Consider the following 26,231-nt stretch of genomic DNA (forward strand, 5'->3'; position numbering starts at 1 on the left):
TATTTCTTTTTATACTTTGAAACGATACCCTACACCCCAAACCGTTTCTATATACTGAGGATTAGAAGGATCGTGTTCAATCTTCTCTCTTAGTCTTCGAATATGCACAGTAACTGTTGCGGTATCCCCATTGGAATCCAGTCCCCAAATACGCTCAAACAATTCCATTTTATCGAAAACCCGGTTAGGATGCGAGGCAAGCAAAAGCAATAGGTCATACTCCTTGGATGTAAGCATAGCCTCTTCATCATGAATCGTTACTCTTCTGGCCGGGCGATCGATGCAAAGACCACGGATTTGAATAAAATCATTATGACTGTCTTTATTAGAAGTAAGTCTTTCATAGCGTGACAAATGCGCTTTTACCCGCGCAACAAGCTCGCTAGGACTAAACGGCTTCGTTATATAATCATCGGCCCCTAAGCCAAGCCCTCTAATTTTGTCGATATCCTCCTTCTTGGAGGTTACCATTAAAATCGGCACGTTGTGCTGCTGCCGGATTTCCCGGCAAATCTCAAAGCCATCCATTTTGGGAAGCATGACATCAAGTATGATGAGATCATATTGTCCATCCAGCGCTTTTTTAAGGCCTATGTCACCGCGGCCTTCAATATGAACCTGATAGCCATGGCTCTCCAAATAATCTCTTTCTAGCTCTGCTATGGCCCGTTCATCCTCAATGATCAGAATATGCTGCATTCATTTTCACCACCTTAGCCGGCTCCATCTTTGGAAGCTTTATCGTAAATATTGCACCTTGGCGCGCGTTTCTTGCTGTTACCATACCGTTATGCCCCTCAACAATTTGTTTCACAATTGCAAGCCCAAGGCCGCTCCCGCCTGTTTCTGAATTACGTGATTTTTCCGCACGGTAAAACCGGTCAAATATAAAAGGCAAATCATCCTCCGTAATACCGGGTCCATTATCTTCGATTTCAATAACAGCGAAATGCTCATCCTGCTTCAGTCGCACTTGCACGCGATGCGGCAAGTTATTATCGTCAAACTCCAAATACTTCACACAATTGTTCAAAATATTGTTAAGCACGCGATTCAGCTTCTCCAAATCTGCAGAGATCATAAGTTGATCTATATTTTCCGAACTAAAAGATAAAGCGATGTCCGACTTCTCAAGCTCGAACTGCTGCTCCTCCATAAAATGATCCAAATATCGGACAAGCTCTACCGGTTTAAAATCGAAAGCAACAGTATGCAGATCCAGCTTGGAAAATAAAAACAGCTCATCAATCAGCTGATCCATATGCGCTGCTTTGCGATAAATCGTTTGTAAATAGCGCTCACGCATTTCATCTGTATTGGCAATTCCGTCCAGAATGCCTTCTATATAGCCTTTGATCGCCGAAATTGGTGTTTTTAAATCATGTGAAATATGGGAAAGCAGTTGCTTGCGATTTTCCTCATATTGAAGACTTTGATCGATTGAGCTTTTCAAGCGAACCCGCATTTCCTCAAAGGCAATGCTCAATTGTTCAATTTCATTGACCCCGCTCGCAAAATTTTTACAATTGGTTGAATCAAGCAGCTGGTAGGATAGATCGCCATCCTTAATGCGCAAAGCTGCTGTCTTCAGCGATTGAATAGGCTTAATAATGCTTCTGGATACATAGTAGGTAAGCAAAAAGCTCGTTAATGTAATAAAGCCAAGCAGTGCAGCGAGCACAAGCGGGTGCCAAAATATTGGTATTGGATCAATTCTGCGGAATAAAATCATTTGGCCGTTGCTTCCATCCGGGTATTGAAATTGAATGTTATGCGTGCCAAAGCGATAAAGCTTGAAGGAAAGCTCTTCAGGCAGCTGCTCGATGTAGGCGCTCCAATTTTCATTCGGAGAAATATCCTGCAAAAAACTGGATACATCTGCTATTTGTCCATTCCTTATGACTACCAGCCCAGCCCATACTTCAGCAAGCTCCTGCTGCAGCTCGTCCAAATAAGCTTTATCCTCGAGCTTGCCAGTGTCATGCTCGATTACATATGTAAGCTCTCCATAGACAAGCGCCTGCTCAAACCTTTCAATTTGCTGATTTTCCGATAATTCACGTAAATCATGCTTGCCAACGATATAAAACACGGTTAAAAACAAACAAAGCATCAAAATAACCGGAACAAACGTCATGGCAAGATAGGACATATACAATTTCAATCTAATGGACAAAGAAATTCCCGCCTCGCATGGCATATTTCGTATGATCAGATTTCCATTTCTTTTACTTTTCTATCATAACGATCATTTCTAACGGATTTCATAGATAATTATTACAAAATTATTACGTTTGCTCAAAGTATTATCTGTAGAGACTACCAAAACCATCCATATTGCACAAGGATAAACGGCTTCCGCCGTCCTTTGGTCGAGCGGGTTTACCGATGAAATATAGAAAAACAGGTATAAGGTGCAACGTATACCTGTTTTTCTATATTTCAAAAAAGGCCAAGTCTTTAGAACGTATTGTCTAAAGCTTGACCTGTTTTTAAATGATACGACTTTTAAATTAGTGAACTTACTTCAAGCCGCCTATGCGATCAATCGGCCATATCCGAAAAACCGCCTTTCCTTCCAGACTGCTGAAAGCGACAGGACCAAATGCGCGGCTGTCAATGCTATGCTCTCGATTATCGCCCATAACGAACACTTTATCCGCGGGTACGACAAGCTTGAAATCGCTTTGATCGGCTAATGTAATACCTTTAATATACGGCTCATCCAAAGGGTTTCCATTAATAAAAACGAGGCCTTCGCGGATTTCAATCTGCTCGCCCGGCAAGCCGATTACCCGCTTCACAATACGCTGATCGTATTCTGGACCGTTGATGATTACGATATTCCCCCTCTTGGGCGCTTTAAAATAATAATTCCATTTGTCAATAACGAGTCTTTCATTTTCCACAAGTGTATTTTGCATTGAAATATTATGTACTTTTGTCTGAGCATACACATAATTGTGAAACAGCATAGCTACCGTAAAGGAGACAACTATCGTAATGATCCACTCCAGCACAGGCTTCCAGCGCTTGGGTTTTTCCGTATTTTCGTTCATATTCGCTGTTTCATCTATATTTGTCATTTGCTATCGCCTCTCCTTTTCGTACGTACCATTATACCACCATCTGCACATATGTTGTACTACGCTTGAAATTCATATTTGTTTCGTATTTTCACAGATTACAATATACAGTAAAATCAGGTACAGGATAAACGAAGGGAGAGATATCCTTGTTTCGCACAACTAAAAGTCAAAAATACATCTTTACGCTTGTTACGCTTATCTACTGGATTTCGATGTATATCTACGTTCCCACATTTTCTCCATATTTGAATAGTAAAGGCTTTTCCTTGCAATTTATTGGGATCGTCATTTCCAGCTATGGTCTGGTCCAGCTGCTTGTGCGTTTCCCGCTCGGCATATGGTCAGACCGGTTTGGCAAGCGAAAGCCATTTATTGTGCTTGGTATGCTTTGCGCCCTGATTAGCTGTCTGTTATTTCTCCTATCAGGCTCCTGGATTTGGCCGCTGGCTGGCAGGATCGTTGCTGGCGTATGCGCTTCTACCTGGGTCGCATATACCGTGATGTATGCCGGTTTTTTTAAAACAGAGCAAACAGGCCGCGCTATGGGCAATATCAGCTTTGTAACGGTTAGCGGTCAAATGATTGGTATGCTGCTTAGCGGCTGGCTGGCTGACGGCTTTCATGCGAATATGCCTTTTATTATTGGCGCGGCAGCTGCTGTCCTCGGATTATTGCTCGCTTTATTTTTGCAAGAGCATGCAGTAAATGATCGGCAGGGCATGTCCCTTGCCAATGTTAAAGAAGTTGTTAAAACCAAGCTGCTTTGGCGGGTCTCCTATTTATCCATCCTTGCTCATTGTGTATTATTTATTACGATGTTCGGCTTTACGCCGCTCAAAGCAGAAGCGCTTGGAGCAGGCGGGCTCGAGCTGACGATCGTTGTATTTGCCTTTATGCTGCCGCATGCTGTTGCCTCTTTTATTACAGCAACGATATTTGTGCCGCGCTTTGGCCAATACGGGACAATAATGATCAGCTTTGTACTAAGCGGCATATGTACAGCTGCTATAGCTATTGTGCCGTCGCTTGAGCTTCTTTATGTTACCCAAGCAGTCAATGGCTTCGCGCAAGGGCTTCATTTGCCGCTTTTTCTCGGCCTGGCAATTAAAGAAGTAGCAAGCTGGGGAAGAGCGACCGCCATGGGCCTTTATCAAGCCGTTTATGCCGCCGGAATGTTTTCTGGACCTTTTCTTGCAGGCTTTCTAAATCAGCAGTGGGGTCTTGGCAGCGGCTTCGCCCTTGGCTCTGTTCTGGCGCTTGCGGCAGCCATTTTTACAGCCATATGGGCCGGCCAAGAACGCAAACGGAAGAAAAAGCTGCCAGCTGAGATGCCATCCTCCCTGCAAGGTTGAATGCTCAGTCATCCGCTGAACAGCTGCAATTGAAGCTGCACATAAATTTTACGAGGCAGCCAATAATACCAGGCATACCGCTGCTGCAATACCCATCATCGCTGCATCTTGTTTTTTCAGCTGCAGCCGGAAGCCAAATACAGGCATTTCTTTTACCTGGCTATAACCCCGCAGCTCCAGCGCTTCAGCCATTTCCTCCGCCTTCCCTACAATCGAACGAAGATAAGGAATAAGCATCGTAAGCGCAATACGAACTGACATCATTCCGCTGGAAGAGGCGAGCTTCCCTCTTGCTCTAGCCAGCTTGCTATATCGCTCCCATTCCTGCATCAGCAGCGGAATAAACCTAAAGATTAATGTCATTAACAATCCGAAAGCCGCAATCGGCAACCCATAACGATTAAGCCAGCCGAAGGTTTGCTCAAACGCTCGCTTCAGACGAAATGGCGTAACCAGCGCCAGAATCGGCATGCCTATTATCATCACTAGCAGCAGCTTAACTAAACGTTGCCCTGTGGAAGCTGCTTCGAGCCAGTTAAAATCAAGCGGGGCCAGTGAAATGCCGCCAATTGCCGTCAGCACAATGGCCAATACAATAAATCCTCTTACTACAGGAAACATCGGCTCCGCTGCTTTGCGCACGATTCCAATCGCAATGATGACCAGCAAGCCTGCCAAGCCTATCACAGGCCACTCTGTCTGAGCCAATATGCCTGCAGACCACATGAAATAACTTAACACTATAGCTCGCGGGTCAAAATATTGGTTGCTTAAGTTATTAATTTTTGAAGGATTATGGCTACTTACATATATTTGCTCTTCAAATGGTTCCACAACTTTCGCTTTCTCATCCCCTGCAAACAGCTGGGAAAACGACTCATCTACAGGACGTTCAGCGCTTGCTGCCGCTTCCTTTATCCAATCGGCTATTAATTCAGCGGCAAGCCCAGGACTCAGCCTTGCAGGCACCTGCTCATGAGAGCCGCTGTTGTGATTATGACCTTCCGAGGGCTTTTGCTGTAACGGAATAAGCTTTTTATGTCGAATCGTCAACACTTGATCCGCTATAGAAAGAAAAGGCTGAATATCATGCGTAACAATAATCGCGCCTCCTCCGCCTTCCTTTTGCTGCCTCAGTACAGATTGCAATAAGGCAATCCCTTCGCTGTCTAACCCGGCCAGCGGCTCATCCAGCAGCAGCCAATCCGGCTTGCAGCATATTAAACATGCAAGCGCCAATCTTCGCTGCTGGCCGCCGCTTAATGTCCAGGGTTCACGCGGCAAAATGTCAGGCTCCAGCCCTACTAGTCGTATAGCTTTTGTAGTTCTTTCCTGCATACATTCTTTGGTGAGCTTATACGGCTTCATAGAATATTCGAGCTCTTGCTGCACATTTGCTGCAAACCACTGGCTCTCTGCCTGCTGCATAGCGATGCCAAGCTTAAGCAGTGCCGCATGATTCAATTTGGGCCTGCGGCCCTTCTTACGCCAAAGCTGTTGCCCTGACAGCTCAATCGTACCCTCTGCAAGCTTTCGTAATCCAGCGATAGACTCGAGCAATGACGTTTTCCCCGTTCCATTTGGACCTGTAATGATTATAATTTCATCCGCTTTAAACTGCATATTGATTTGTTCAATTAAACTGCCATCGCTGATGTCGTTAGTTTTCATAATAGTTACGTTATGAAGTGCCAATTGCCTATCGCATTTAATACTCATAGCTATATACCTCAGCCTTCAGTTCATCCATATTTAACGGAAGCTGATGCAGTTCTATTCCTTTATCAGCCAATTGCCATGCAATTTGGACCGCATAAGGCGCTTCAAAGCCATATTCCTCGCAAGGGCTGCTGCCTTGACGGTTATGAGCATCCCGGGCAAACCATTGCGATGCTGGCCCATTAAACACAATGCGGCCCTGATCAAGAGCAATTACATGATCCCCTCTTACGGCTTCCTCCATCTGCTGAGTCGCCCATATAACGGTTACCCCCTGCTTATTAAGCTCGCGCATGCGAGTAAGCACTAGCTGTGCCGCCTGCTTATCCAGCATCGACGTTACTTCATCCATCAGCAGCAAATCTGAGCTGACAGCTGCCGCTCCTGCAATTGCAGCAAGCTGCTGCTGTCCGCCGGACAAGGCTTCCAGCGGCTGATGCAGAATAGGCTCAAGCCCCAATTGCTTGAACACCTGCTCAGCCCTGTCGAGCATATGCGGCTGTCCCACCTGATGCTGCTCCATCATAAGTACAACATCCTCCCAGCAAGTAGAGCCTATTAGCCCTGAGCTAGGCTGCTGCAGCACGATCGGTATTAAATGGGCTTGCGCCAGCTGCTCGGGCCTGTTGACTCTTTGAGTTCCCTCTACCCTGTAGCGTTCAAATCCCGCCAGCAGCTTTAGCAACGTGCTCTTGCCGCTGCCGTTGCGTCCATAAAGCTGAACCCACTCCCCGCTCTGAATGCAGAAAGATATATTATCCAGCAATTTCTTTTCTTCTTCCTTATCAACTGCTTTAGTAAATACAGATAAGTTTGACCATATAATTTTTGAAAAAGAGTCCATTATTTTTTACCTACCCTCTTCACGATCGCAAAAAGCTGTGATACAATGCTCATTGTTAACTATAAATCATTTTAATTGGTTAACAATAAAAATGCAATAACGAAAAAGGAGATTATGTATGAAAGCACTATCGATTCGTTCACTTGTTTTTACCGCACTATTTGCAGCACTATTTATTGTAATGAGCTTGCAGCAAATGAAGCTTACTGCTTCACCGATCCCCCTCACCTTTCAAACGCTTGGAGTTATTATTGCCGGTATTTTTCTCAAGCCCAAGCAGGCTTTTCTAAGCATATTTGCAGTCGTTGTACTTGGTGCAATCGGGTTGCCGGTTTTCGGCGGCAAAGGGGGGCTTTCGCATATTTTGGGAGGATCAGGCGGATATATTGTCGCTTTCCCTTTCTGCGCATTGTTTATTAGTTTAATCGTAAACAAATGGATGAACAAAGCTAATCATAAATCTGTCATGAATATGATCGTTCTTTACATAATGTTCATTCTGGCAAGCATCGTCTTCGTCTATGCAATCGGAGTGCCATGGATGATGGTTGCACTGGATTTTTCTTTAAGCAAAGCACTCGCTGCCGGCTGCTACCCGTTCATTCCCGGCGATTTAATTAAAGCTGCTGTTGGAATAATTGTTTTGTTTACTTTAAAAACAACGATCGTAAGAACTCGCATTTAGTCAAGGATAAACGGCTCCGCCGTTCTTTGGACAGGCGCGTTTACCGATGAAATATAGGAACAGGTATAAGGAGAAAACTTATACTTTCCTATATTTAAAAAAACCGCAGCGGTCTTGACTTCCAAGAAGTCGGTCCGCTGCGGTTTTACGTTTTAATCGCTGCAATCCTCTGGATTGCCGCCTTCTGCATCTTCTACACTAATTTTCTCAGAAACCGTATCCCGAATAACTGAAACGACAAGCTGGAGCAAATAATTAATATCTGCTTGGCTTTGCTGAAATTGAGCTACAATTGGAATGCCGTCAAGCTCATCTTGGAGCTCCTCCATCTCAGCTTCTATTTTTTTTACCATTTCTGCATTTTTGAACGTCGTTTCGAAAGCGACGACTTCCTTTTGCTTCTTTTTAATAAGGCTGATCAGCTTCTGGATCCGCTCATTGTTATTGATTTGCATTTCTGCACGGCGATAATCCTGAACCTCCTCTGATGCAAATATCGCGTCAGACAGCTCCTTTGCCTTTTGCATAATATTATCACGCACTATAATCTCACGAGTATGGAATGACGGAACATTAGTATTGTCATGCTGATGGCTGCATACTTCTCCAGTTGCATATTCATTATGCACGGCGCCGGCATTTCCTTGTATATTTGACATGGTTGACATCGCTCCTAATTATATCGCTATATTGCTGACTGTACCAGCACTTCAAAATCTATTAACTAACATCGCTTTGCGCGTCAGACTGTACAACTTCACCTTTAATATACCAGGTTTGCGCATCGACTATTTTGACCTGCACAAAACAGCCTATCCATTCCTTAGGTCCTTCCAAATGCACAAGCTTATTCGTGCGCGTACGTCCAGAAAGCACATTAGCGTTGTTTTTGCTCTCGCCTTCAACCAGCACTTCCATAACGGTTCCTACTAGCTGTTCATGCTTCTCGCGCGCTATAGAGGCTACCAGAGCGTTTAGACGCTGCAGCCTTTCTTTCTTTACCTCCAAAGGCACATTATCCTCCATTACAGCAGCCGGTGTGCCTTCACGCGGTGAATATAAATACGTATAAGCCATATCAAAGCCTACTTCCTCGACTAGCGTAAGCGTATCTTCGAACTGCTCCTCTGTCTCGCCTGGAAAGCCGACGATTATATCGGTTGTAAAGGATACATCTGGAATAGCATGCTTGATCTTCCCGGCTAATTCGAGAAACTTTTCACGAGAATATTTGCGGCTCATTTTCTTCAGCACTTCTGTACTGCCAGATTGGACAGGCAGATGGATATGCTCTACCAGATTGCCGCGGCCGGCAAGCACAGAAATTAAATGATCATCGAAATCGCGCGGATGACTAGTCATAAAACGGATACGCGGAATGTCAATTTTGGATATATCGTCCATCAAGTCGCCAAAGCGATACTCAATATCCTCAAAATCTTTGCCATAGGCATTAACATTTTGCCCAAGCAGCGTAATTTCTTTAAAGCCTTGCCGCGCAAGCTCGCGCACCTCATCAATAACATCCTGAGGTCTGCGGCTGCGTTCCTTGCCTCTCGTATAAGGGACGATGCAATAGGTGCAGAACTTGTCGCAGCCGTACATAATGTTGACCCAGCCGCGCATGCCTTCGCGTTTCTTAGGCATATTTTCAATAATATCGCCTTCCTTGGACCACACCTCTACGACTAGCTCCTTGCTGAAATAAGCTTCCTGCAGCAGCATCGGAAGACGATGAATATTGTGCGTTCCGAATATCATATCGACAAAGGAGTGCTTCTGCAAAATACGGCCAACTACAGATTCCTCTTGCGACATGCAGCCGCAAACGCCAAGTATAAGATCAGGCTTCTCCAGCTTCAAGTTTTTGAGATGGCCTAATTCACCGAATACTTTATCCTCCGCATTCTCGCGAATGGCGCAAGTATTCAGCAATATCACATCGGCAATCTCACGATCCTCGGTAGCGATATAGCCCATCTCTTCAAACATGCCGCGCATAACCTCAGTGTCATGCTCATTCATTTGGCAACCGTACGTTTGTATTAAATAATATTTGCCTACTCCCATTGAACGAAGCTCAGCAGGAATAGAGAAATCGTAATGCACTTCAATTTCTTCCTTGCCTCTGCGTTTTTCTTGCTTATAGTTCGGAGTAGAGTTTATTTGAACGATTCTTCCTTTAATACGGTATGTCGAAGTATGCTCATTCTGCTCAAGCAGCTTGGCATCGCTAAAATCGAAATATTTGGAGTAATCTTTTTGTTCTGCGGATTTTTGTTCCGTCATGCTTTGATTGCTTCCTTTCGTCAAAACCAATCACTTCCTTATCGGCGTCTATCATCATTCATATAGTCCAATGTCCTATTATACCAGTTAAGGATTTATGGGGTCAATGAATGAAGCGATCAGCCGCTAAACGATCAGCTCTGCTGTATCTCCATTGGCAATCCCTGCCGCATTCGCTTCATCCGTGTCAATGTGCATATCCAGCGCATAGCTGTCCGATACGCGAACAACTACATTTTCAAATACGACGCCGCGCTCACCGCTTGTTCTTACAGCAACGCGCTGCTTGTCCTTCACGCCGAACCGTTCAGCATCAGTGGTATGAAAATGAATATGTCTGGCGGCAATAATTACCCCTTCCTCCAACTCCACCTCACCAGCTGGACCTTGCAGCTTAATGCCTGCAGAGCCCGCAATATCACCTGATTCACGCACGGGCGGATTAATGCCTAGCGCAAAAGCGTCTGTTTTTGACACCTCAAGCTGAGTTTTTCCTCTTGTAGGTCCTAAAATGCGTACTTTTGGAAAAGTTCCCTTAGGTCCAATAACAGCTACTGTTTCGTTAGCGGCAAATTGGCCTGGCTGTGTAAGTGGCTTCATCTCCGTCAACGAGTAGTCATTGCCGAACAGAATTTGCAAATGCTCTTTTGATAAATGAATATGTCTGGCGGAAACACCGATTGGAATTTGATTATGTAACATGTAAGCCACTCTCCTGTCCGTTCTCTATTTCTGCATTTTATTATTGCATTTCTATATATTAAAAATATAAGCATACAGACTTATGTCTGTATGCTTATATCATAGCACTTATTTAAATTCAGCTACAAGCTTTGTGAACTGTTCTTCACTAATCTGTAACGACTGATGGGCTAATCCGCCCTCATCGAAGCCTTTTATTTGCTTTTCATAAGATGGGCGCGTTGTATCTTGATAAATAAGTCCGGTAAGCATGCTTTCAGTTTCCATAATTTTGGTAATGGCTGAAATACGGTTCGCTGGATCATACTCCGGGAATTGATCCAAATTAACAACCCGCTCCTTAAACCAATCGTACGTATTAATTTTATTAAAGGTAACACAAGGGCTGAACACATTAATGAATGAGAAGCCATCATGTTTTATGCCCTGCTCGATAATGCTTGTTAACTGTTTAATATCGCTTGAGAATGATTGGGCGACAAAGGTAGCGCCTGCCGACATCGCCAGCTCCAGAGGAGACAAGGTTGATTCGATTGCGCCCTCTGGCGTTGACTTCGTTTTGAAGCCTTCCGCGCTGCGTGGCGAGGTTTGTCCTTTTGTAAGACCGTATATTTGATTGTCCATTACAATGTACGTAATGTTCATATTTCGGCGTATCGCATGTATGGTATGACCCATGCCAATTGCAAAGCCATCCCCATCGCCGCCTGATGCGATAACCGTAAGCTCGCGATTGGCAAGCTTAACGCCTTGCGCAATAGGCAATGCGCGTCCATGTATGCCATGCAGCCCGTAAGCGTTAATATAACCGGATATGCGCCCCGAGCAGCCAATTCCCGAAATGACAGCGACCTCCTCCGGTTCAAGGCCGACATTTGCCGCTGCGCGCTGGATAGCTGCTTGAATAGAGAAATCACCGCAGCCAGGGCACCAGTTGGGCTTTAAGTTATTGCGAAAATCTTTAAATGTTGCCATTATTCATTCAACCCCTTACACGCATGATAGACTTCGAGCGGCAAGAACGGGTTGCCATCGTATTTTAAAAGATTAGTGATTTTGTCGGCGAAGCCTGTATTCATTTTAATTTGAGATGCCAGCTGTGCTGTTGCATTGTTTTCGATTACGACAACCTTATCCGCGCTTTCCAAATACGGGCGAAGCAGATCAGACGGAAATGGATACATTTGACGAATCGTGACATGATTTGTTGTGATGCCTTCCGCTTCCAGCTTTTGTCTTGCTGAATCGATCGTTCCGCCGGTTGAACCCATGCCGATAATAAGCAGATTTGGCTTTTCATGAGGCGCATCTGCTCTTACTGCATCTCTAATTTGCAGACCGGCAATTTTTTTAAGTCTTTTCTCCATCATTAAACGGCGATTAAGCGCATTTTCAGACGGACGGCCAACTTCGTCATGCTCAACGCCTGTAACGTGGTGAATGCCGCCCTTCTGGCCCGGCAGCACGCGCGGCGAAACGCCATCCTCTGTAAGTTCGTAGCGCTTGAACATTTCTCCAGGCTCTTTCTCCCCTGCGTCTTCCTGCAGCTTCCCGCGCTTGATCTCTACCTTGCTGAAATCAAACACCTCGCAGGACTGCTTGCCCAGGGAGAGCTGCAAATCCGTCATGACGATGACTGGAACCTGATACTGCTCGGATATATTAAAGGCTTCCACCATATCGAAGAAGCAATCTTCGATAGAAGCTGGCGCAATAACAACCTTCGGTATTTCGCCATGAGTACCGTAAATCATCGCATTTAAATCTGACTGTTCCTGCTTCGTCGGCAAGCCGGTTGAAGGACCGCCTCGCTGTGTATTGACGATTACGAGCGGAGTTTCTGTCATGCCCGACAAGCCGATGGCTTCCATCATAAGCGAAAGCCCGGGACCTGCCGAAGCTGTCATCGTTCTTACTCCTGCATAATTTGCTCCGATAGCCATCGTTACAGCTGCAATTTCATCTTCAGTCTGAACGACTGTACCGCCAAACTTCGGCAGTTTTTGAATCAAGTATTCCATAATCTCGGAAGCAGGTGTAATCGGATAAGCAGACATCAAGCGGCAGCCTCCGGCAATGGCGCCAAGGCCGATGGCTTCATTGCCGATCATAAACAGCTTCTGCTCGCCATCAGCGTCTGCCAGCTTGAATTCATCAAGCGGTCCTCCTGCAAGCTGCAGCACGTAGTCCGCGCCATGCTTGACAGCTTCTATATTTTTTTCTACAACAGCAGCTCCCTTGCGGCCAAATTCCTCTTCAACTGCCTTATTAAATACATCAAGCGGCAAGCCGAGCAGCGCCCAAGAAGCACCTGAAGCTACCATGTTTTTCATAAGCGAAGTGCCCAGATCTTCAGCAATCTTAGTAATAGGAACAGCAAATAATCTAGCATCCAATCCGTCCGGCACTGTAGGGCTGAATTTTGCATCTGCCACAATAACGCCGCCAGGTCGAAGCTCGCCTGCATTAAGGTCGATGCTTTCCTGATCAAAGGCTACTAGAATATCGAGATCATCAGATATCGCACGAATCGGCTTCGTGCTGATCCGTATTTTATTATTCGTATGGCCGCCCTTTATGCGTGAAGAGAAATGACGATAACCGTACAAATAATAACCTAACCGATTAAGAGCCGTGGAAAAAATACGATCGGTGCTCTCAACGCCTTCCCCTTGCTGGCCACCGATTTTCCAAGACAATTGACTAATCAAAGTGTCCATCTCCTCTTTATTATGAACATGTCTATTCGATAGACAATATCAGCTATTAAACTATTTTCGCCTCATAAGAATGTATAAATATGACAGTCTTTTCGTAAAAACAATTCTTATCGGGATAAAAACCTCCGTTTACCTCAGCAGCTTCTCTAGAACTGCTAAATTAGAAGTTTTTCTCATAGTCATAACAATTTTAAGATTGTGCAACTAAAAAAGCAATACACTTTCAATTAACGTTCACAATTTACCAAAATTAATTTGGCAAATTCGTCTCCAAAAATAAAATAGCGTTGCCAGCTAAAAAATGATTCGTTTGGTGTTCAGAATAAAACTTCAGCAGCTCATTCTTCAGTCGATACAAATGACCCGGATGTTTCAGCTCCTGCACATGTGTATCAATCCCGTCAAAATCAGAGCCAAGCATAACTGCCTTCTCACCCCCAAGCTCACAAATATGCTCGATGTGGCAAACAATATCGTATATGGTACTGCTGCGATTGTGCACGAGAAACTGAGGCACATAGGTAACGCCGACTCTTCCTTCTCGCGCTATAATACATTGTATTTGAGAATCGGTCAGATTTCTTGGGTGAGAGCACACTTCACGCGCATTGGAATGCGATGCAATAAAAGGTTTGGAGGTCAGCTCCGCCAGTTCCCAAAAACCTCGGTCAGACAAATGTGAAATATCGAGCAGCATGCCGATCTGTTCGCAATATTGCACAAACTCCTTGCCTGCTGCAGTCAAACCGCCATTGCGCGGCTCCAGCACGCCGTCTGCCGCCCAATTCGCATAATTCCAGGTCAATCCTGCAAATCTTACGCCGAGCCGATACAACATATGCAGCAGCGCCTTGTTGTTGTACAAGCCGTCTACTCCCTCCATCGACAACAATGCGCCAATCCGGCCTTCTTTTATACACTGTCTTAAATCCTGTTTATTGCGAATGAAGCTTATGCTTGGCTGGCTTAATATTTGATTGTAAAACAAATCCACGCTTTCCATTACGGCTACTAGCCAATCCTTCCGTACAGACGGAATATAAATAGCAAAGGTTTGAATAGCCGCCTCTGCTTCCTTTAAACGTTCAAGGGTGACATCTAATTGATCCGCTTCGTCACGAGCAAAGTCAAGCTCATTATTCAGCAACAGCTTGTATAGTACATCGCAGTGAAAATCAACTGACTTCATGCCTTCACTCCCTTGCCTGTTGTACGTCATTTCAGACAGTTATATGACTCACTTGTCCATTAGCCTACAGGTCATTGCAAAAAGCCTGTTTACATCCTACGTAAACAGGCCGCGTCGTTACAGCTTGCCAGCAGTGTATTCTCATGTTGACAGATACGGCCGTTGCCGATTATCGCGGTTCAACTATTAACTTGATAGCTGTGCGATCTTCGCCATCAATTACGATATCGGTAAATGCCGGAACACAAATGAGATCCACACCGCTAGGAGCGACAAATCCACGCGCAATAGCAACCGCCTTAATCGCTTGATTCAATGCGCCAGCACCAATGGCCTGCAGCTCCGCTCCGCCACGCTCGCGCAAAACGCCCGCCAGCGCTCCCGCTACAGAATTTGGATTGGACTTTGCTGATACCTTTAATACATCCATGAAAAGTACCTCCCCTAGAATGTTGGTTGGATTCACTTATAAATTCTATTCGTTATTTTTTAAAAAATTCCTTCATTTTCAACTTCAATTGACTGTAAGTTCAGAATTATCAGAATTTATTTTATGAATTGAGGCTGCACGCGCTTTTTAAAAAAAGCTGCCCTTTTACAAGAGCAGCCAATCTTCTTCCGTTAAACGGATTTTATCAATTTTTTGTGCTTTGCCGGTCACATCGTCAATTTTTACGGACACTGCGTGCAAATGCCATTTCCCTTCATCCACAACAAAGCGCACTGGCATTTGTGTCTTGAAGCGATACAGCACAGCTTCCCGCTCCATTCCGAGAACACCCTCCTTGGAGCCTACCATGCCTACATCTGTAATATAGGCTGTGCCTTGCGGCAGTATTGTATCATCATTTGTCTGGACGTGAGTATGCGTGCCGACTACAAGTGAAGCTTTCCCATCCAGATGCCAGCCCATTGCAATTTTTTCTGAAGTAGCTTCGGCATGGAAATCAACAAATACTGCAGACGTACGCTTCCTTGCCTGTTCAACCAATTGATCAGCCATTTGAAAAGGACAATCTATTGGCGGCAAAAAGGTTCTTCCCTGCAAATTGATAATAGCAAGCTCTTTTCCATTTGCCTTAATAAATGCCATCCCTTTGCCGGGCGCTTCTGGGCTGAAATTAGCCGGGCGCACAATTCTTGGCTCCTCATCGATCCATTCGAAAATATTTTTATTGTCCCAGGTATGGTTGCCCATCGTAATGCCATGGATGCCCCATTCGAAAAACTCAGTAGCAATCGTTTTTGTAATTCCGCGACCTGCAGCGGCGTTTTCACCATTTGCAATAATGATATGCGGATTATATTTGCTGACAAGCGAAGGCAATACCTGCTTCAACGCGCTTCTGCCGACATTGCCAACGATATCGCCAATAAACAATAAATTCATCGTTCTTACCACACTTCCTTCATATGCACAAAAACAAGCTGCACTGACAAAGCCCGCTTTTTGCAAACTGCTGTTTGTTGCTTATAATTTGAAAGAAAGTGGCTGCGCAGCAGCCACTTTCTTCAATCGTCTGTTCGATTGTAATGGAATCAAATTCTATTCGTTATGAATTTGATTATTACTTCGCATATTCAACCGCGCGCGTCTCTCTTATTACCGTTACCTTAATATGTCCCGGATAATCAAGCTCGCCTTCGATTTTTTTCGTAATATCTCTTGCTAGGCGGAACGCCTCTGTATCATCAATCTTGTCAGGCTGCACCATAACGCGTACTTCACGGCCAGCTTGAATCGCATAGGACTTCTCAACACCTTCAAAAGATTCTGTAATCTCTTCCAGCTTCTCCAGTCTCTTAATATACGTTTCGAGCGTTTCTCTGCGTGCGCCTGGTCGAGCGGCAGACAATGCGTCTGCAGCGCCTACAAGCATTGCAATAACCGAAGTCGCTTCTGTATCTCCATGGTGAGACGCGATACTATTAATAACGACAGGATGCTCCTTGTACTTCTTCGCCAGCTCTGCTCCGATTTCAACGTGAGAGCCTTCCACTTCATGGTCAAGCGCTTTGCCGATATCATGCAGCAAGCCTGAACGCTTGGCTAATGTTACATCCTCGCCCAGCTCTGCTGCCATTAAACCAGCTAAATAAGCAACCTCCATGGAATGCTTCAGTACATTTTGGCCATAGCTTGTACGATACTTCAAACGACCTAATATTTTGATCAGATCAGGGTGCAAACCGTGAACGCCAACCTCGAAAGTTGCTTGCTCACCATATTCGCGAACGCGCTCATCGATTTCCTTGCGTGACTTTTCAACCATTTCTTCAATACGTGCAGGATGAATTCGTCCATCTGCAACTAGCTTTTCAAGTGATGTGCGAGCAATTTCGCGTCTAATCGGGTCAAAACCGGATAAAATGACCGCTTCCGGTGTATCATCAATAATTAGATCGATACCGGTCAATGTTTCTAGTGCTCGAATATTGCGGCCTTCGCGCCCAATGATACGGCCTTTCATTTCCTCATTTGGCAGCGTGACAACGGATACCGTCGTTTCAGCCACATGATCTGCCGCGCAGCGCTGAATAGCAAGCGATATAATATCTCGCGCTTTTTTATCCGCCTCTTCCTTAGCTTGTTGCTCAATATCTTTAATCATTTGTGCTGTTTCGTGGCGAACTTCCTGTTCTACATTGGACAAAATGATCGATTTAGCATCTTCCATCGTCAAACTTGAAATTCTTTCCAGCTCGCTTAGCTGTTGCTTATAGATGGAATCAATCTGTTCTTGCGTTTCCTCGATGCGTTTTTCCTTGTTGGCCACAGTTTCTTCTTTGCGTTCAAGCATCTCTAGCTTTTTATCCAACGACTCTTCTTTCTGCATGATGCGTCTTTCCTGACGCTGTACTTCGTTACGTCGCTCACGAATGTCTTTATCAGCTTCGGAACGGAGCCTGTGGACCTCGTCTTTCGCTTCAAGCACTGTTTCTTTCTTCTGAGCTTCCGCATCCTTTTTTGCATTTTCTACAATTTGAATAGCAGCTTGCTCAGCGCTAGAAATTTTGGCTTCAGCTATAGACTTTCTAATGACGTATCCAATCCACAAGAAAATTGCGCCAACAAGGATATAACCCAAGATCCAGATCCATAGATCTTCCATCTTGTTCACCTCCTTGCTGCATACGCCAAGCATACGCCCGGCATGATAATAGGCTTTTAACCAGTTCCATATTGTTTCATCATAATACAATTTGACGAAAATAATCATGTTGAATCAACTTTTGGAAGGAAAATTGATTCAAAGATTGAAGGAATACAACCTCATTTTATCTTTTCACAAATTCAATTGTCAAGCAAAAGCCCATCATCTTCTCCTTTTTCCTCCACCGCTCGCTGAAATTGCTCCATTTTCATTACTTCGCGAACGATATCGGAAGGAAAGCCTCTGCGCATTATAAACAATTGGAGCTTGCGTCGTCTGTCAGCATACTCGCCTTTTAACGATCTCCATTTCTTATCTGCTAACGTACTGGCAGCTTGCAATTCACTTTCATAATCAAGCTCAGCAATCGCCTCCATGCTTGCTTCCTTGGAAACGCCCCGTTGCCGCAGCTCATTCATAATGAAGTGTCTGCCTTTCAAAGCAGAATTCACCCTGCTCTGTACAAATTGCTTCGCATATAACTCATCATCTACAATTCGTTCCTCTTCTAAACGATCGATAGCATATTGTATATGATGCTCTTCAAATTCCTTGCGCAGCAAGTAGCTGTACATTTGCTTTTTCGTTCTCGGCTTCGCTCCCAAATAAGCTATAGCAAGCGAATAGGCTGCATACTTATGATCTGCCTCCTGGATTTCTTCCACTTGCTCCTTCGTCAGCTCCAGCCCTTTCATCAAGCGATATTTAATCCATATATCTTCATGCACAGACAAAATAGGTTCTTCGCCGCCAGCGTACAATAAATATCTTTTCTTCCCCTGCTTTTCAAGCTTGACAGATGTAATCATATAGCTATGCTCCATCGTGCTCATCGCAATACTTCCCCCTGTTTTAAAAATAACGTTTTCGGTCCCTATTGCCGACATCAGACGCATAGTTTCTTCTTTGAAATAAGCGTATGCTTTAAACTTTTATAGCATAAAACAACTTCGCCGGTCCACAAGGACCGGCGAAGCGCAGGAATGAATATGTATCAAACCTTGAATCAATCTCATACTGCTGATAGCAGTTAAATAAAATTGATTATTTCCTTATAGTTCAAACTCATCGAAATCTTCTTCTTCCTCTTCAGAAACGGTTGCTTTGGCAGCTGCAGCCGACAAATTGCTTGCCTCGCGAATTTGCTTTTCGATTTCCTCGGCTAGCGCTTTGTTATCCTTCAAAAATTGCTTCGCATTTTCGCGGCCTTGGCCAAGGCGCTCACCGCTATAGGAGAACCACGCTCCGCTCTTCTGTACAATTTCGAGCTCAACGCCAATGTCGATCAAGCTTCCTTCCTTCGAGATGCCTTCACCGTACATAATGTCGATTTCGGCCTGCTTGAATGGCGGAGCTACTTTATTTTTAACGACTTTAATACGAGTACGATTACCTACCATATCATTGCCTTGCTTCAATGTTTCCACGCGCCTTACATCAAGGCGAACACTGGAGTAAAATTTCAACGCTCTTCCGCCAGGCGTTGTCTCCGGATTACCGAACATAACGCCAACCTTCTCGCGAAGCTGGTTGATAAAAATTGCAATTGTTTTGGACTTAGAAATAGCTCCCGAAAGCTTACGCAAGGCTTGAGACATTAGTCTCGCCTGCAATCCGACATGGGAATCACCCATATCGCCTTCAATCTCTGCCTTTGGCACAAGTGCAGCTACCGAGTCAATAACGATAACATCAACAGCGCCGCTTCGAACGAGCGCTTCAGCAATTTCGAGCGCCTGCTCGCCTGTATCTGGCTGAGAAAGCAATAATTCATCAATGTTCACGCCAAGCTTGCTCGCATATGAAGGATCAAGCGCATGTTCCGCATCGATAAAGGCTGCTTGTCCGCCAAGGCGCTGCGCTTCTGCAATGGCGTGAAGAGCAACTGTTGTTTTACCTGAAGATTCAGGTCCGTATACTTCAATTATGCGACCGCGGGGAAATCCGCCGATTCCAAGTGCAATATCAAGAGCGATTGAACCGCTAGGCACGGTTTCAACCTGCATATGAGTCGATTCACCCAATTTCATAATAGAGCCTTTGCCAAACTGCTTTTCAATTTGCTTAAGAGCATTCTCCAACGCTGCGCGACGATCCGTCAACACACTCACATCCTTCAACGATTATATTAGTATAATACCTCTTTTACAGCTGCTTGCCAACACTTTTTTTCGAACACACATTCGCATATTTTTTCAACTGCTGATTTTGAGCGCAATCAAGCCCTTATAACAAACGCTACAGCCAACTTTATAAACACAGCTCATCTTACAGCCCGCCCCAATGTTAATAGCATCAAATGATTATTGCGTACATGTAACTTCAACAATCAATTGCTGTAAAGTAACTATTTCTTGAGGCCAGTCGTGCCTCGTAAATGTTAAAAGCAACTCCCCCTTCGAAAATTGCGTTCTGACATCTCCTCTCTCATTCAAGCGGGAAGCCGTCGATTCGTTGTAGTAGTTAAATAACCGAGCAAAAGTCGTAATGCCATATGTTTAGAGTTGTAACGGAGCTGAGAGGCTCTATTTGGCAATAAAAAGGTATTTTAAAACTGTAACGGAACTGTGGAGCGCTATAGGTGATCTTTTCCCCGTTTAGGTAGCGATTTGAGTAAATAAGGTTTCTCAGTTCCTTTAGATTTTAGAATAAGCTGATTCCCATACAATAGCGTGCCTAAGTTCCGTTAGCGTTTTTCAACGGCCTGATTTATGCAGTTAGATTAAGCAAATATAGCCCAAATTCAGCCCCCCTCAAACTAAGTACATATTTTCAGGCTGTTGAAAAACAGTTCGGAAATGTAACGAATCCCCGCAGCGTTATTGCGTGGAAAAAGCCCTTTTAAAAAATCTAACGGAGATATGGAGACTGTCGATTAATTGTGGGCAACTATTAAAAAGCAATAAGTAAGGGGAAACGGAGAGCAAGAATGGGAATGGAGAAGCGGCAGCGTCCGCCTTTGTAGGCCAATTTTATCCTTAACAGGGTTTATTTATTAAGAAAAATTGGACTACAACAGCGGTCGGAATCCCAATCTTGATCGCAGTGGCACCCCTTCTTATTGCCTGTTGCCTTATCCACAATTAATCGACAGTCTCATATGCGGCCTTATTCAGGTCAAAAGGTGCTAAAAACGTGGATTATTCACACATAGAGCTGCTAATCTTCGTTACAATTTAAAATGAGCTGTTTTCGTTGAATTAGCGCTTGTCAGCTTCGTTAGAATTATTTTTCAACAGCTTGATATCTTCTCTTTAGATCAGCATATTCACCTAAAAACACCAAACCAGATACGCAAAAATCCACTTAGTTGAACTACGGCACATGTTCGCACAATTCTGCAACACTGCAACACTTTAGATTGGGGAGCGAGTTAAGTCAAATTTGGACATTGGGCCTAATTAACTGTGATTCGTTAAAGTTAACCCAAATTGCCTCCTAGAAACTGTGAAGCGAGCCGATTAACAATATCGTCGTTAGCACCAGTCTCTTATGCTTTACGAATGTGTCATATGCCGATTTGTGCTTAACAGGTGTAACATGCGCTGAATCCCCTCCTTCCTAACCTTTTAACTTTCTAAGACGGTTTACCGATAAAAAATAGGAACAGAAGCAAGGTGACAAGCTATACTTTCCTATATTTGAACATAACAAAAACCGCAGCGACTGAGTCGCTGCGGTTCTTCCGCTAGTTGATTTCAAGTATACCTGATCCCCAATAAAATAACAATGATCAGCTAAACTAGACGCAGCAGCTAGTTTGCAGCGCTGAGCGCTTGCCACAAACGGAACAGCGCCGCATTGACTGCACGCAATCTTACCATGGATCGATTGCCGTTGAATTTGCCTTCGTAGACAACTGTTTCCTTTCCCCGTTCTGCAATCGCATAATAAACGAGTCCAACTTCTTTCCCTTCAGATTGAGACGGGCCTGCAACACCGGTAAATGAAACGCCGAAGTCGGCATCCGCCAGCTCGCGAATACGCTCCGCCATCATTCGTGCTGTATTCTTGCTTACAGCACCTGCAGCCTGCTCCCCTTCCAAATCCTCCATCGGAATGCCGAGCAGTTTATGCTTCATTGCATTCGTGTAGGTAACCGCTGCTCCTGCGTACTCTCCACTGCTCCCAGGAACGCTTGTAATCATTTCTGAGAATAAACCGCCAGTGCAGCTCTCGGCGCTCGCCAGCGTTCTTCCTGAGCCTCTAAGGAGCTCCAAAACAGTAACCTCGATCGGAATGTCTCGCTGAGCATATAAATGCTCTCCGACACGTGCTTTAATTTGCTCTACAGCTTCATTAATTTTTATATTAGCCTCAACCTCGTCATCCGCTTTGACGGATACGCGTATTGTAACCTCGCCTTCTTTGGCATACGGGGCAATCGTCGTTTCCTTTTGCGCTTCGATCAAGTCGATAAGCCGATGCTCCAAATTGGACTCGCCGATTCCGGCAAATTTCAAAATGCGTGAAAACAGCGGCTTTACATTGCCTAGAATAGCTCTTAGCCAGTCATCACCCGCTCCGGCTATCATCGCCTTCATCTCGCGCGGAGGGCCTGGCAGAAGCATATAGTAAGTACCGTCCTGCTCCAAAGCATTGCCAACCGCAAGCCCGGTCGTATTTTCAAGCGGAACGCTTCCTTCAAGCATAATAGCCTGCCTGCGGTTGCTTTCCACCATATGTACGCCGCGTTCTGCGAACATATCTTCAATTTTTTTCATGGATGGCTCATGAATAATCAGGTCGCGCTTCAAATATTCCGCAAGAACATCCTTCGTCAAATCATCCTGGGTAGGGCCGAGCCCGCCGGTAAAAACAAGCAAATCTGCTCTGCCGCGGCCGACTTCAATCGCCTGGCGCAATCTGCCGGCATTGTCGCCGACAACTGATTGGAAGTATACATCAATGCCTAGCTCGGCTAATTTAATGGATAATGCCTGTGCATTCGTATTTACGATCTGGCCGAGCAGCAGCTCTGTGCCGACAGCGATTATTTCTGCTTTCATCTCATTTATCCCTTCATACTAAAGTTGTCCAAGACGGGGAAAGGCACTTCTCCATGCTGTGGAAAAGTGCCTGTTCCTTTATTCAACTGGTATCAAATGCTTATTCTTAACGAAATAATCTACGCCTGAATACACCGTAATCAATGCGGCTATCCAGCTTACAATGACGTCAAACGGGAAATCGATAAACGCAAACGGAAAGTTATTGAGCAGCAATGAAATAATCATCGTGATTTGAATCGCTGTTTTCCATTTGCCCCATTTGCTGGCCGCCATAACAGAGCCTTCAAGCAGTGCAATTTGACGCAGCCCGGTTACTGCAAACTCACGGCTTATTATTACGATGGCTATTAAAGCGTTCAGCTTGTCCATTTGCACCAATGAAATAAGCACCGCAGCTACAAGCAGCTTATCGGCTAACGGGTCAAGCAGTTTGCCCAAGTTTGTAACGATTTTGTTTTTGCGGGCAATATAGCCGTCAAGCCCATCTGTGCTGGCAGCAATAATAAAAATTAAAGCCGCGACAATTTGATTGTAGGTGATTTCAAAATCAGAAAATTTCAATGATCCGAAATTAAACTCCATGAGCAGAAAAAACAAAATAACAGGAACAAGAAAAATTCTTGCTAGCGTAATTTTATTCGCTAGATTCACGCAATTCCCTCCCCGGATAAGTCGAACTCATACGCATGCGTGACACGAACCTTTTGAATAGAGCCAATTTCTGTGCGGCAGTTGGAAATAAACACTTCGCCGTCAATTTCAGGCGCATCGTACATAGAACGCCCTATATATACATCGCTCCTGCCATCATAGCGCTCAACAAGAACGTCAATTTCCTTGCCGATATATTTGCTGCTGTTATCGCGGGACACGACCCTTTGAATTTCCATAAGCGTGTTAACGCGCCACTCTTTAACATCATCCGGCACATGATTCGGAAGCCTTACTGCAGGCGTTCCTTCCTCGCTGGAATAAGCAAATACGCCCAAACGGTCGAATTTGACCTCTCTGACGAAATCGCAAAGGCGCTCAAAATCCTCCTCGGTCTCGCCCGGGAAGCCTACAATTAAGCTTGTGCGAAGCGCCACATCCGGAATGGCTTGGCGGATTTTGGCAACGAGCTCGCGTGTGTCGCGCTGACGGCCAGGTCTGCGCATTCTTTTCAAAATAATATCCTCGCTGTGCTGAAGCGGCATATCGATATATCTACAAATTTTCGGATTGCTAGCGATCGCTTCAATCAGCTCATCAGTAAAGAAGCCCGGATACGCATAGTGCAATCTCACCCAAGCAATTCCCTCAACCTCGCTTACTCTATGGAGCAGCTCAGGCAGCATGAAGCGATCGTACAGATCGGTGCCATAATTGGTCGAATCCTGTGCAATGAGGCTGACTTCCTTTACGCCCTGTGCAGCAAGCTGCTCTACTTCCGCAATAATAGATTCCATAGTTCGGCTGCGGAACTTGCCGCGCATCATCGGTATACTGCAGAATGTGCATGCGTTATCGCATCCCTCTGCAATTTTGACGAATGCTGTATAGCGTGGAGTCGTCACCTTGCGAGGCAATTGAATATTGTAGTCAAACACAGGATTGCCGACTTTAATCGGCTTTTTGCCGCGCAGCGCTTCATCCACAATATCCGTAATGTTATGAAAATCTCCTGTGCCGACGATGCCATCGATTTCAGGCATTTCCTGCATCAGCTGCTCTTTGTAGCGCTGTGTAAGACAGCCTGATACTATAAGCGCCTTCAAACGACCTGATTCTTTAAGATCAGCCATATCCAAAATGGTATTGACTGATTCTTCCTTGGCAGCATCAATAAAGCCGCAAGTGTTTACGATAATGACTGTAGCTTCCTCTGGCTCATCTACCAACAAATAGCCTCTTTCATCAATTAAACCCGACATAATTTCGGAATCAACCAAGTTTTTCTCGCAGCCCAACGTAACTACCTTTACTCGTTCACTCATTTGTTTATCCCCAGATCCCTTCTATCTTGTTACCCATTCCTGTTACCTGTAATTCATAAATTGCAGCTCTACCGGCAAATCTGCGCCTCTCAATAATGCGATTACCGCTTGCAGATCATCGCGGCTTTTGCCAGTCACTCTTATTTGATCGCCTTGTATTTGGCTTTTCACCTTAAGCTTGGAGTCGCGAATCAATATGTTGATTTTTTTTGCAACATCCTGCTCAATTCCTTGTCTAAGCTTAATACGCTGGCGAACGGCGCCGCCTGAAGCACCTTCAATTTTGCCAAAATCCATATTTTTAATAGGAACACCGCGCTTTATAAGCTTGGATTGCAAAATATCAACCACGCTTTTCAGCTTAAACTCATCATCGGAACCGATGACAAGCTCCTCTTTTTCAAGCTCAATAGAGCTTTTGCTCCCCTTGAAATCAAATCGGGTCGAAATCTCTCTCTCAGCCTGCGTAATCGCATTGCCTACCTCTTGAAAATCAACTTTAGACACAACGTCAAACGAGCTTTCTGAACTCATTGGCCGCTCCCCCTATCCCCATTCCATTAATAACAAAATTAATTGGTCGTTCCGCTAGGCGGCGCCGATTGAACTGAACCGCCCGTTTCGGCTTCTCCCGCTTCAATTTCGAATAAAAACTTTTTAGAGCTTGATTTGTCGCCATCCGTTACAAGAACGCCGTCAATTTTAATTTCAGCGTAGTCCGCGCGTCCCACATTCACATAAGTGCGCATCGGCAATTCATATGTAAGGACTGCTCCATCCTGTGCATTATCATAATACAGTCTATTACCATTTTTGCCATATTCCGAAATCTCAACCCATGCTTTTCCGCCATTAATCTTAACTTCTATCGTATGAGTCTTGTTAGCCGGACCAATCAAATACTTTTCCCCCTTAACCGATGAGGAGTAGCCATTATTGACAATAGTTGTCGTTGGCGTAGGCGTTGGTGTTGGAGTAGGGCTCGGCGTTGGCGTTACTGCTCCGCCAGCAGCACCGGAAGGCGACGGTCTTTGCGATACTTGCGTAGTAACCTTAGACGGATCGAGCTTGTCCGGATCATCTGCTTGTCTACTAATGGCATAATACCATACAACCACTATGATTAAAATGAAAAAGCACCACATGACGATATTGAAGCCAATCTTTCCGAATCTTTCAGACTTGATTGATTTCACACGTCTAGGCGGCCTTGCTGCTATTGGCTCGGGATGCTCCTGCTGGCTCGGAGAAGGCGGCACCTCATGCTGATATAAGCGCAGCACTTCTTCTGGATTCAGCCCAACAGCTTCTGAATAATTTTTAATAAAGGCGCGAACATAAAATGTGCCTGGCAGCACACTATGGTCCCCGGATTCGATTGCCTCCAAATATCGCTTCCTAATCTTAGTCAATTCTTGAATGTCATCCAGTGACAGTTTCCTTTCCTCTCTAGCTTTGCGCAGCAATGCGCCCAAATCAGACATGAAAAGGCCTCCCTT

General features: G+C 44.8%; 23 protein-coding genes. 2 read left to right on the forward strand and 21 right to left on the reverse strand.

The window, feature by feature from the left end:
* Nucleotides 1-9 precede the first annotated feature (9 nt).
* From V1L65_RS05965 to lepB, 3 genes are all read right to left on the reverse strand, one after another.
* The gene (locus V1L65_RS05965) at nt 10-699 is read right to left on the reverse strand and encodes a response regulator transcription factor (protein WP_331698171.1); all 690 of its coding nucleotides are present in this window, start codon (nt 697-699) and stop codon (nt 10-12) included.
* On the reverse strand, nt 677-2,176 hold the full coding sequence (locus tag V1L65_RS05970; protein ID WP_331698172.1) for a sensor histidine kinase: 1,500 nt from the start codon (nt 2,174-2,176) through the stop codon (nt 677-679). Before V1L65_RS05970 ends, V1L65_RS05965 begins: the two co-directional genes overlap by 23 nt.
* 346 nt (nt 2,177-2,522) lie before the next feature.
* Nucleotides 2,523-3,086, reverse strand: a complete 564-nt coding sequence (gene lepB, locus V1L65_RS05975) for a signal peptidase I (protein WP_331698173.1) — start codon at nt 3,084-3,086, stop codon at nt 2,523-2,525.
* Nucleotides 3,087-3,235: 149 nt separating this feature from the next.
* On the opposite strand from lepB, the gene V1L65_RS05980 reads away from it, so the two are divergent.
* Nucleotides 3,236-4,441, forward strand: a complete 1,206-nt coding sequence (locus V1L65_RS05980) for an MFS transporter (protein ID WP_331698174.1) — start codon at nt 3,236-3,238, stop codon at nt 4,439-4,441.
* A gap of 48 nt (nt 4,442-4,489) precedes the next feature.
* Here V1L65_RS05980 and V1L65_RS05985 read toward each other — a convergent pair whose 3' ends face one another.
* A complete protein-coding gene (locus tag V1L65_RS05985; RefSeq protein ID WP_331698175.1) occupies nt 4,490-6,160 on the reverse strand; it encodes an ATP-binding cassette domain-containing protein in 1,671 nt (556 codons plus the stop codon).
* The gene (locus V1L65_RS05990) at nt 6,150-7,004 is read right to left on the reverse strand and encodes an ATP-binding cassette domain-containing protein (protein ID WP_331698176.1); all 855 of its coding nucleotides are present in this window, start codon (nt 7,002-7,004) and stop codon (nt 6,150-6,152) included. The genes V1L65_RS05985 and V1L65_RS05990 overlap by 11 nt, the downstream gene beginning before the upstream one ends.
* Nucleotides 7,005-7,122: 118 nt before the next feature.
* Here V1L65_RS05990 and V1L65_RS05995 point away from each other — a divergent pair, with 118 nt between their 5' ends.
* A complete protein-coding gene (locus V1L65_RS05995) occupies nt 7,123-7,689 on the forward strand; it encodes a biotin transporter BioY (RefSeq protein WP_331698177.1) in 567 nt (188 codons plus the stop codon).
* A 152-nt stretch (nt 7,690-7,841) separates the two neighbouring features.
* On the opposite strand, the gene V1L65_RS06000 is transcribed toward V1L65_RS05995, so the two are convergent.
* The 16 genes from V1L65_RS06000 to V1L65_RS06075 all read right to left on the reverse strand — a co-directional run bounded on the left by V1L65_RS06000 (nt 7,842) and on the right by V1L65_RS06075 (nt 26,216).
* Nucleotides 7,842-8,348, reverse strand: coding sequence for a RicAFT regulatory complex protein RicA family protein (locus V1L65_RS06000; protein WP_331698178.1), 507 nt, complete (start codon nt 8,346-8,348; stop codon nt 7,842-7,844).
* Between the two features lie 61 nt (nt 8,349-8,409).
* Nucleotides 8,410-9,978, reverse strand: a complete 1,569-nt coding sequence (gene miaB / locus V1L65_RS06005) for a tRNA (N6-isopentenyl adenosine(37)-C2)-methylthiotransferase MiaB (protein WP_331698179.1) — start codon at nt 9,976-9,978, stop codon at nt 8,410-8,412.
* A 126-nt stretch (nt 9,979-10,104) separates the two neighbouring features.
* On the reverse strand, nt 10,105-10,680 hold the full coding sequence (locus V1L65_RS06010) for a phosphate propanoyltransferase (RefSeq protein WP_331698180.1): 576 nt from the start codon (nt 10,678-10,680) through the stop codon (nt 10,105-10,107).
* 108 nt (nt 10,681-10,788) lie between these two features.
* The gene (locus tag V1L65_RS06015) at nt 10,789-11,655 is read right to left on the reverse strand and encodes a 2-oxoacid:ferredoxin oxidoreductase subunit beta (RefSeq protein ID WP_331698181.1); all 867 of its coding nucleotides are present in this window, start codon (nt 11,653-11,655) and stop codon (nt 10,789-10,791) included.
* Nucleotides 11,655-13,391 carry a 2-oxoacid:acceptor oxidoreductase subunit alpha gene (locus V1L65_RS06020; protein WP_331698182.1) on the reverse strand — a complete coding sequence of 579 codons (1,737 nt, stop codon included), beginning with the start codon at nt 13,389-13,391 and terminating at the stop codon, nt 11,655-11,657. The genes V1L65_RS06015 and V1L65_RS06020 overlap by 1 nt, the downstream gene beginning before the upstream one ends.
* A 259-nt stretch (nt 13,392-13,650) precedes the next feature.
* On the reverse strand, nt 13,651-14,589 hold the full coding sequence (locus V1L65_RS06025; RefSeq protein WP_331698184.1) for a dipeptidase: 939 nt from the start codon (nt 14,587-14,589) through the stop codon (nt 13,651-13,653).
* Between the two features lie 169 nt (nt 14,590-14,758).
* Nucleotides 14,759-15,019: a stage V sporulation protein S gene (locus V1L65_RS06030; protein WP_331698185.1), complete on the reverse strand. Its 261-nt coding sequence runs from the start codon at nt 15,017-15,019 to the stop codon at nt 14,759-14,761.
* 165 nt (nt 15,020-15,184) lie between these two features.
* Entirely contained in the window at nt 15,185-15,979 is a 795-nt protein-coding gene (locus V1L65_RS06035; protein WP_331698186.1) for a TIGR00282 family metallophosphoesterase, read from the reverse strand.
* Nucleotides 15,980-16,157: 178 nt separating this feature from the next.
* Nucleotides 16,158-17,702 (reverse strand): ribonuclease Y, encoded by a 1,545-nt coding sequence (gene rny, locus V1L65_RS06040; RefSeq protein ID WP_331698187.1) that lies wholly within the window; start codon nt 17,700-17,702, stop codon nt 16,158-16,160.
* Nucleotides 17,703-17,884: 182 nt separating this feature from the next.
* Nucleotides 17,885-18,631 (reverse strand): regulatory protein RecX, encoded by a 747-nt coding sequence (locus V1L65_RS06045; protein WP_331698188.1) that lies wholly within the window; start codon nt 18,629-18,631, stop codon nt 17,885-17,887.
* 165 nt (nt 18,632-18,796) lie between these two features.
* Nucleotides 18,797-19,846 carry a recombinase RecA gene (recA, locus tag V1L65_RS06050; RefSeq protein WP_331698349.1) on the reverse strand — a complete coding sequence of 350 codons (1,050 nt, stop codon included), beginning with the start codon at nt 19,844-19,846 and terminating at the stop codon, nt 18,797-18,799.
* A gap of 1,653 nt (nt 19,847-21,499) precedes the next feature.
* Entirely contained in the window at nt 21,500-22,753 is a 1,254-nt protein-coding gene (locus V1L65_RS06055) for a competence/damage-inducible protein A (RefSeq protein WP_331698189.1), read from the reverse strand.
* A gap of 78 nt (nt 22,754-22,831) precedes the next feature.
* The gene (gene pgsA / locus V1L65_RS06060) at nt 22,832-23,407 is read right to left on the reverse strand and encodes a CDP-diacylglycerol--glycerol-3-phosphate 3-phosphatidyltransferase (RefSeq protein ID WP_331698190.1); all 576 of its coding nucleotides are present in this window, start codon (nt 23,405-23,407) and stop codon (nt 22,832-22,834) included.
* Nucleotides 23,404-24,732 carry a 30S ribosomal protein S12 methylthiotransferase RimO gene (gene rimO / locus V1L65_RS06065; RefSeq protein ID WP_331698191.1) on the reverse strand — a complete coding sequence of 443 codons (1,329 nt, stop codon included), beginning with the start codon at nt 24,730-24,732 and terminating at the stop codon, nt 23,404-23,406. Before rimO ends, pgsA begins: the two co-directional genes overlap by 4 nt.
* A 42-nt stretch (nt 24,733-24,774) precedes the next feature.
* A complete protein-coding gene (locus V1L65_RS06070; protein WP_331698193.1) occupies nt 24,775-25,266 on the reverse strand; it encodes a YajQ family cyclic di-GMP-binding protein in 492 nt (163 codons plus the stop codon).
* Nucleotides 25,267-25,304: 38 nt separating this feature from the next.
* Nucleotides 25,305-26,216, reverse strand: coding sequence for a helix-turn-helix domain-containing protein (locus V1L65_RS06075; protein WP_331698194.1), 912 nt, complete (start codon nt 26,214-26,216; stop codon nt 25,305-25,307).
* Nucleotides 26,217-26,231 lie beyond the last annotated feature (15 nt).

The sequence above is a fragment of the Paenibacillus sp. IITD108 genome (genome assembly GCF_036541265.1).
Lineage (GTDB): Bacteria > Bacillota > Bacilli > Paenibacillales > Paenibacillaceae > Pristimantibacillus.

What these genes read in the sequence shown, in the direction of transcription:
- V1L65_RS05965 (WP_331698171.1), bottom strand. Translation starts at nt 699, where the DNA reads ATGCAGCATATTCTGATCATTGAGGATGAACGGGCCATAGCAGAGCTA.
- lepB (WP_331698173.1), bottom strand. Translation starts at nt 3,086, where the DNA reads ATGACAAATATAGATGAAACAGCGAATATGAACGAAAATACGGAAAAA.
- V1L65_RS05985 (WP_331698175.1), bottom strand. Translation starts at nt 6,160, where the DNA reads ATGAGTATTAAATGCGATAGGCAATTGGCACTTCATAACGTAACTATT.
- V1L65_RS05990 (WP_331698176.1), bottom strand. Translation starts at nt 7,004, where the DNA reads ATGGACTCTTTTTCAAAAATTATATGGTCAAACTTATCTGTATTTACT.
- V1L65_RS05995 (WP_331698177.1), top strand. Translation starts at nt 7,123, where the DNA reads ATGAAAGCACTATCGATTCGTTCACTTGTTTTTACCGCACTATTTGCA.
- V1L65_RS06000 (WP_331698178.1), bottom strand. Translation starts at nt 8,348, where the DNA reads ATGTCAAATATACAAGGAAATGCCGGCGCCGTGCATAATGAATATGCA.
- miaB (WP_331698179.1), bottom strand. Translation starts at nt 9,978, where the DNA reads ATGACGGAACAAAAATCCGCAGAACAAAAAGATTACTCCAAATATTTC.
- V1L65_RS06010 (WP_331698180.1), bottom strand. Translation starts at nt 10,680, where the DNA reads ATGTTACATAATCAAATTCCAATCGGTGTTTCCGCCAGACATATTCAT.
- V1L65_RS06015 (WP_331698181.1), bottom strand. Translation starts at nt 11,655, where the DNA reads ATGGCAACATTTAAAGATTTTCGCAATAACTTAAAGCCCAACTGGTGC.
- V1L65_RS06025 (WP_331698184.1), bottom strand. Translation starts at nt 14,589, where the DNA reads ATGAAGTCAGTTGATTTTCACTGCGATGTACTATACAAGCTGTTGCTG.
- V1L65_RS06030 (WP_331698185.1), bottom strand. Translation starts at nt 15,019, where the DNA reads ATGGATGTATTAAAGGTATCAGCAAAGTCCAATCCAAATTCTGTAGCG.
- V1L65_RS06035 (WP_331698186.1), bottom strand. Translation starts at nt 15,979, where the DNA reads ATGAATTTATTGTTTATTGGCGATATCGTTGGCAATGTCGGCAGAAGC.
- rny (WP_331698187.1), bottom strand. Translation starts at nt 17,702, where the DNA reads ATGGAAGATCTATGGATCTGGATCTTGGGTTATATCCTTGTTGGCGCA.
- V1L65_RS06045 (WP_331698188.1), bottom strand. Translation starts at nt 18,631, where the DNA reads ATGTCGGCAATAGGGACCGAAAACGTTATTTTTAAAACAGGGGGAAGT.
- V1L65_RS06055 (WP_331698189.1), bottom strand. Translation starts at nt 22,753, where the DNA reads ATGAAAGCAGAAATAATCGCTGTCGGCACAGAGCTGCTGCTCGGCCAG.
- rimO (WP_331698191.1), bottom strand. Translation starts at nt 24,732, where the DNA reads ATGAGTGAACGAGTAAAGGTAGTTACGTTGGGCTGCGAGAAAAACTTG.
- V1L65_RS06070 (WP_331698193.1), bottom strand. Translation starts at nt 25,266, where the DNA reads ATGAGTTCAGAAAGCTCGTTTGACGTTGTGTCTAAAGTTGATTTTCAA.
- V1L65_RS06075 (WP_331698194.1), bottom strand. Translation starts at nt 26,216, where the DNA reads ATGTCTGATTTGGGCGCATTGCTGCGCAAAGCTAGAGAGGAAAGGAAA.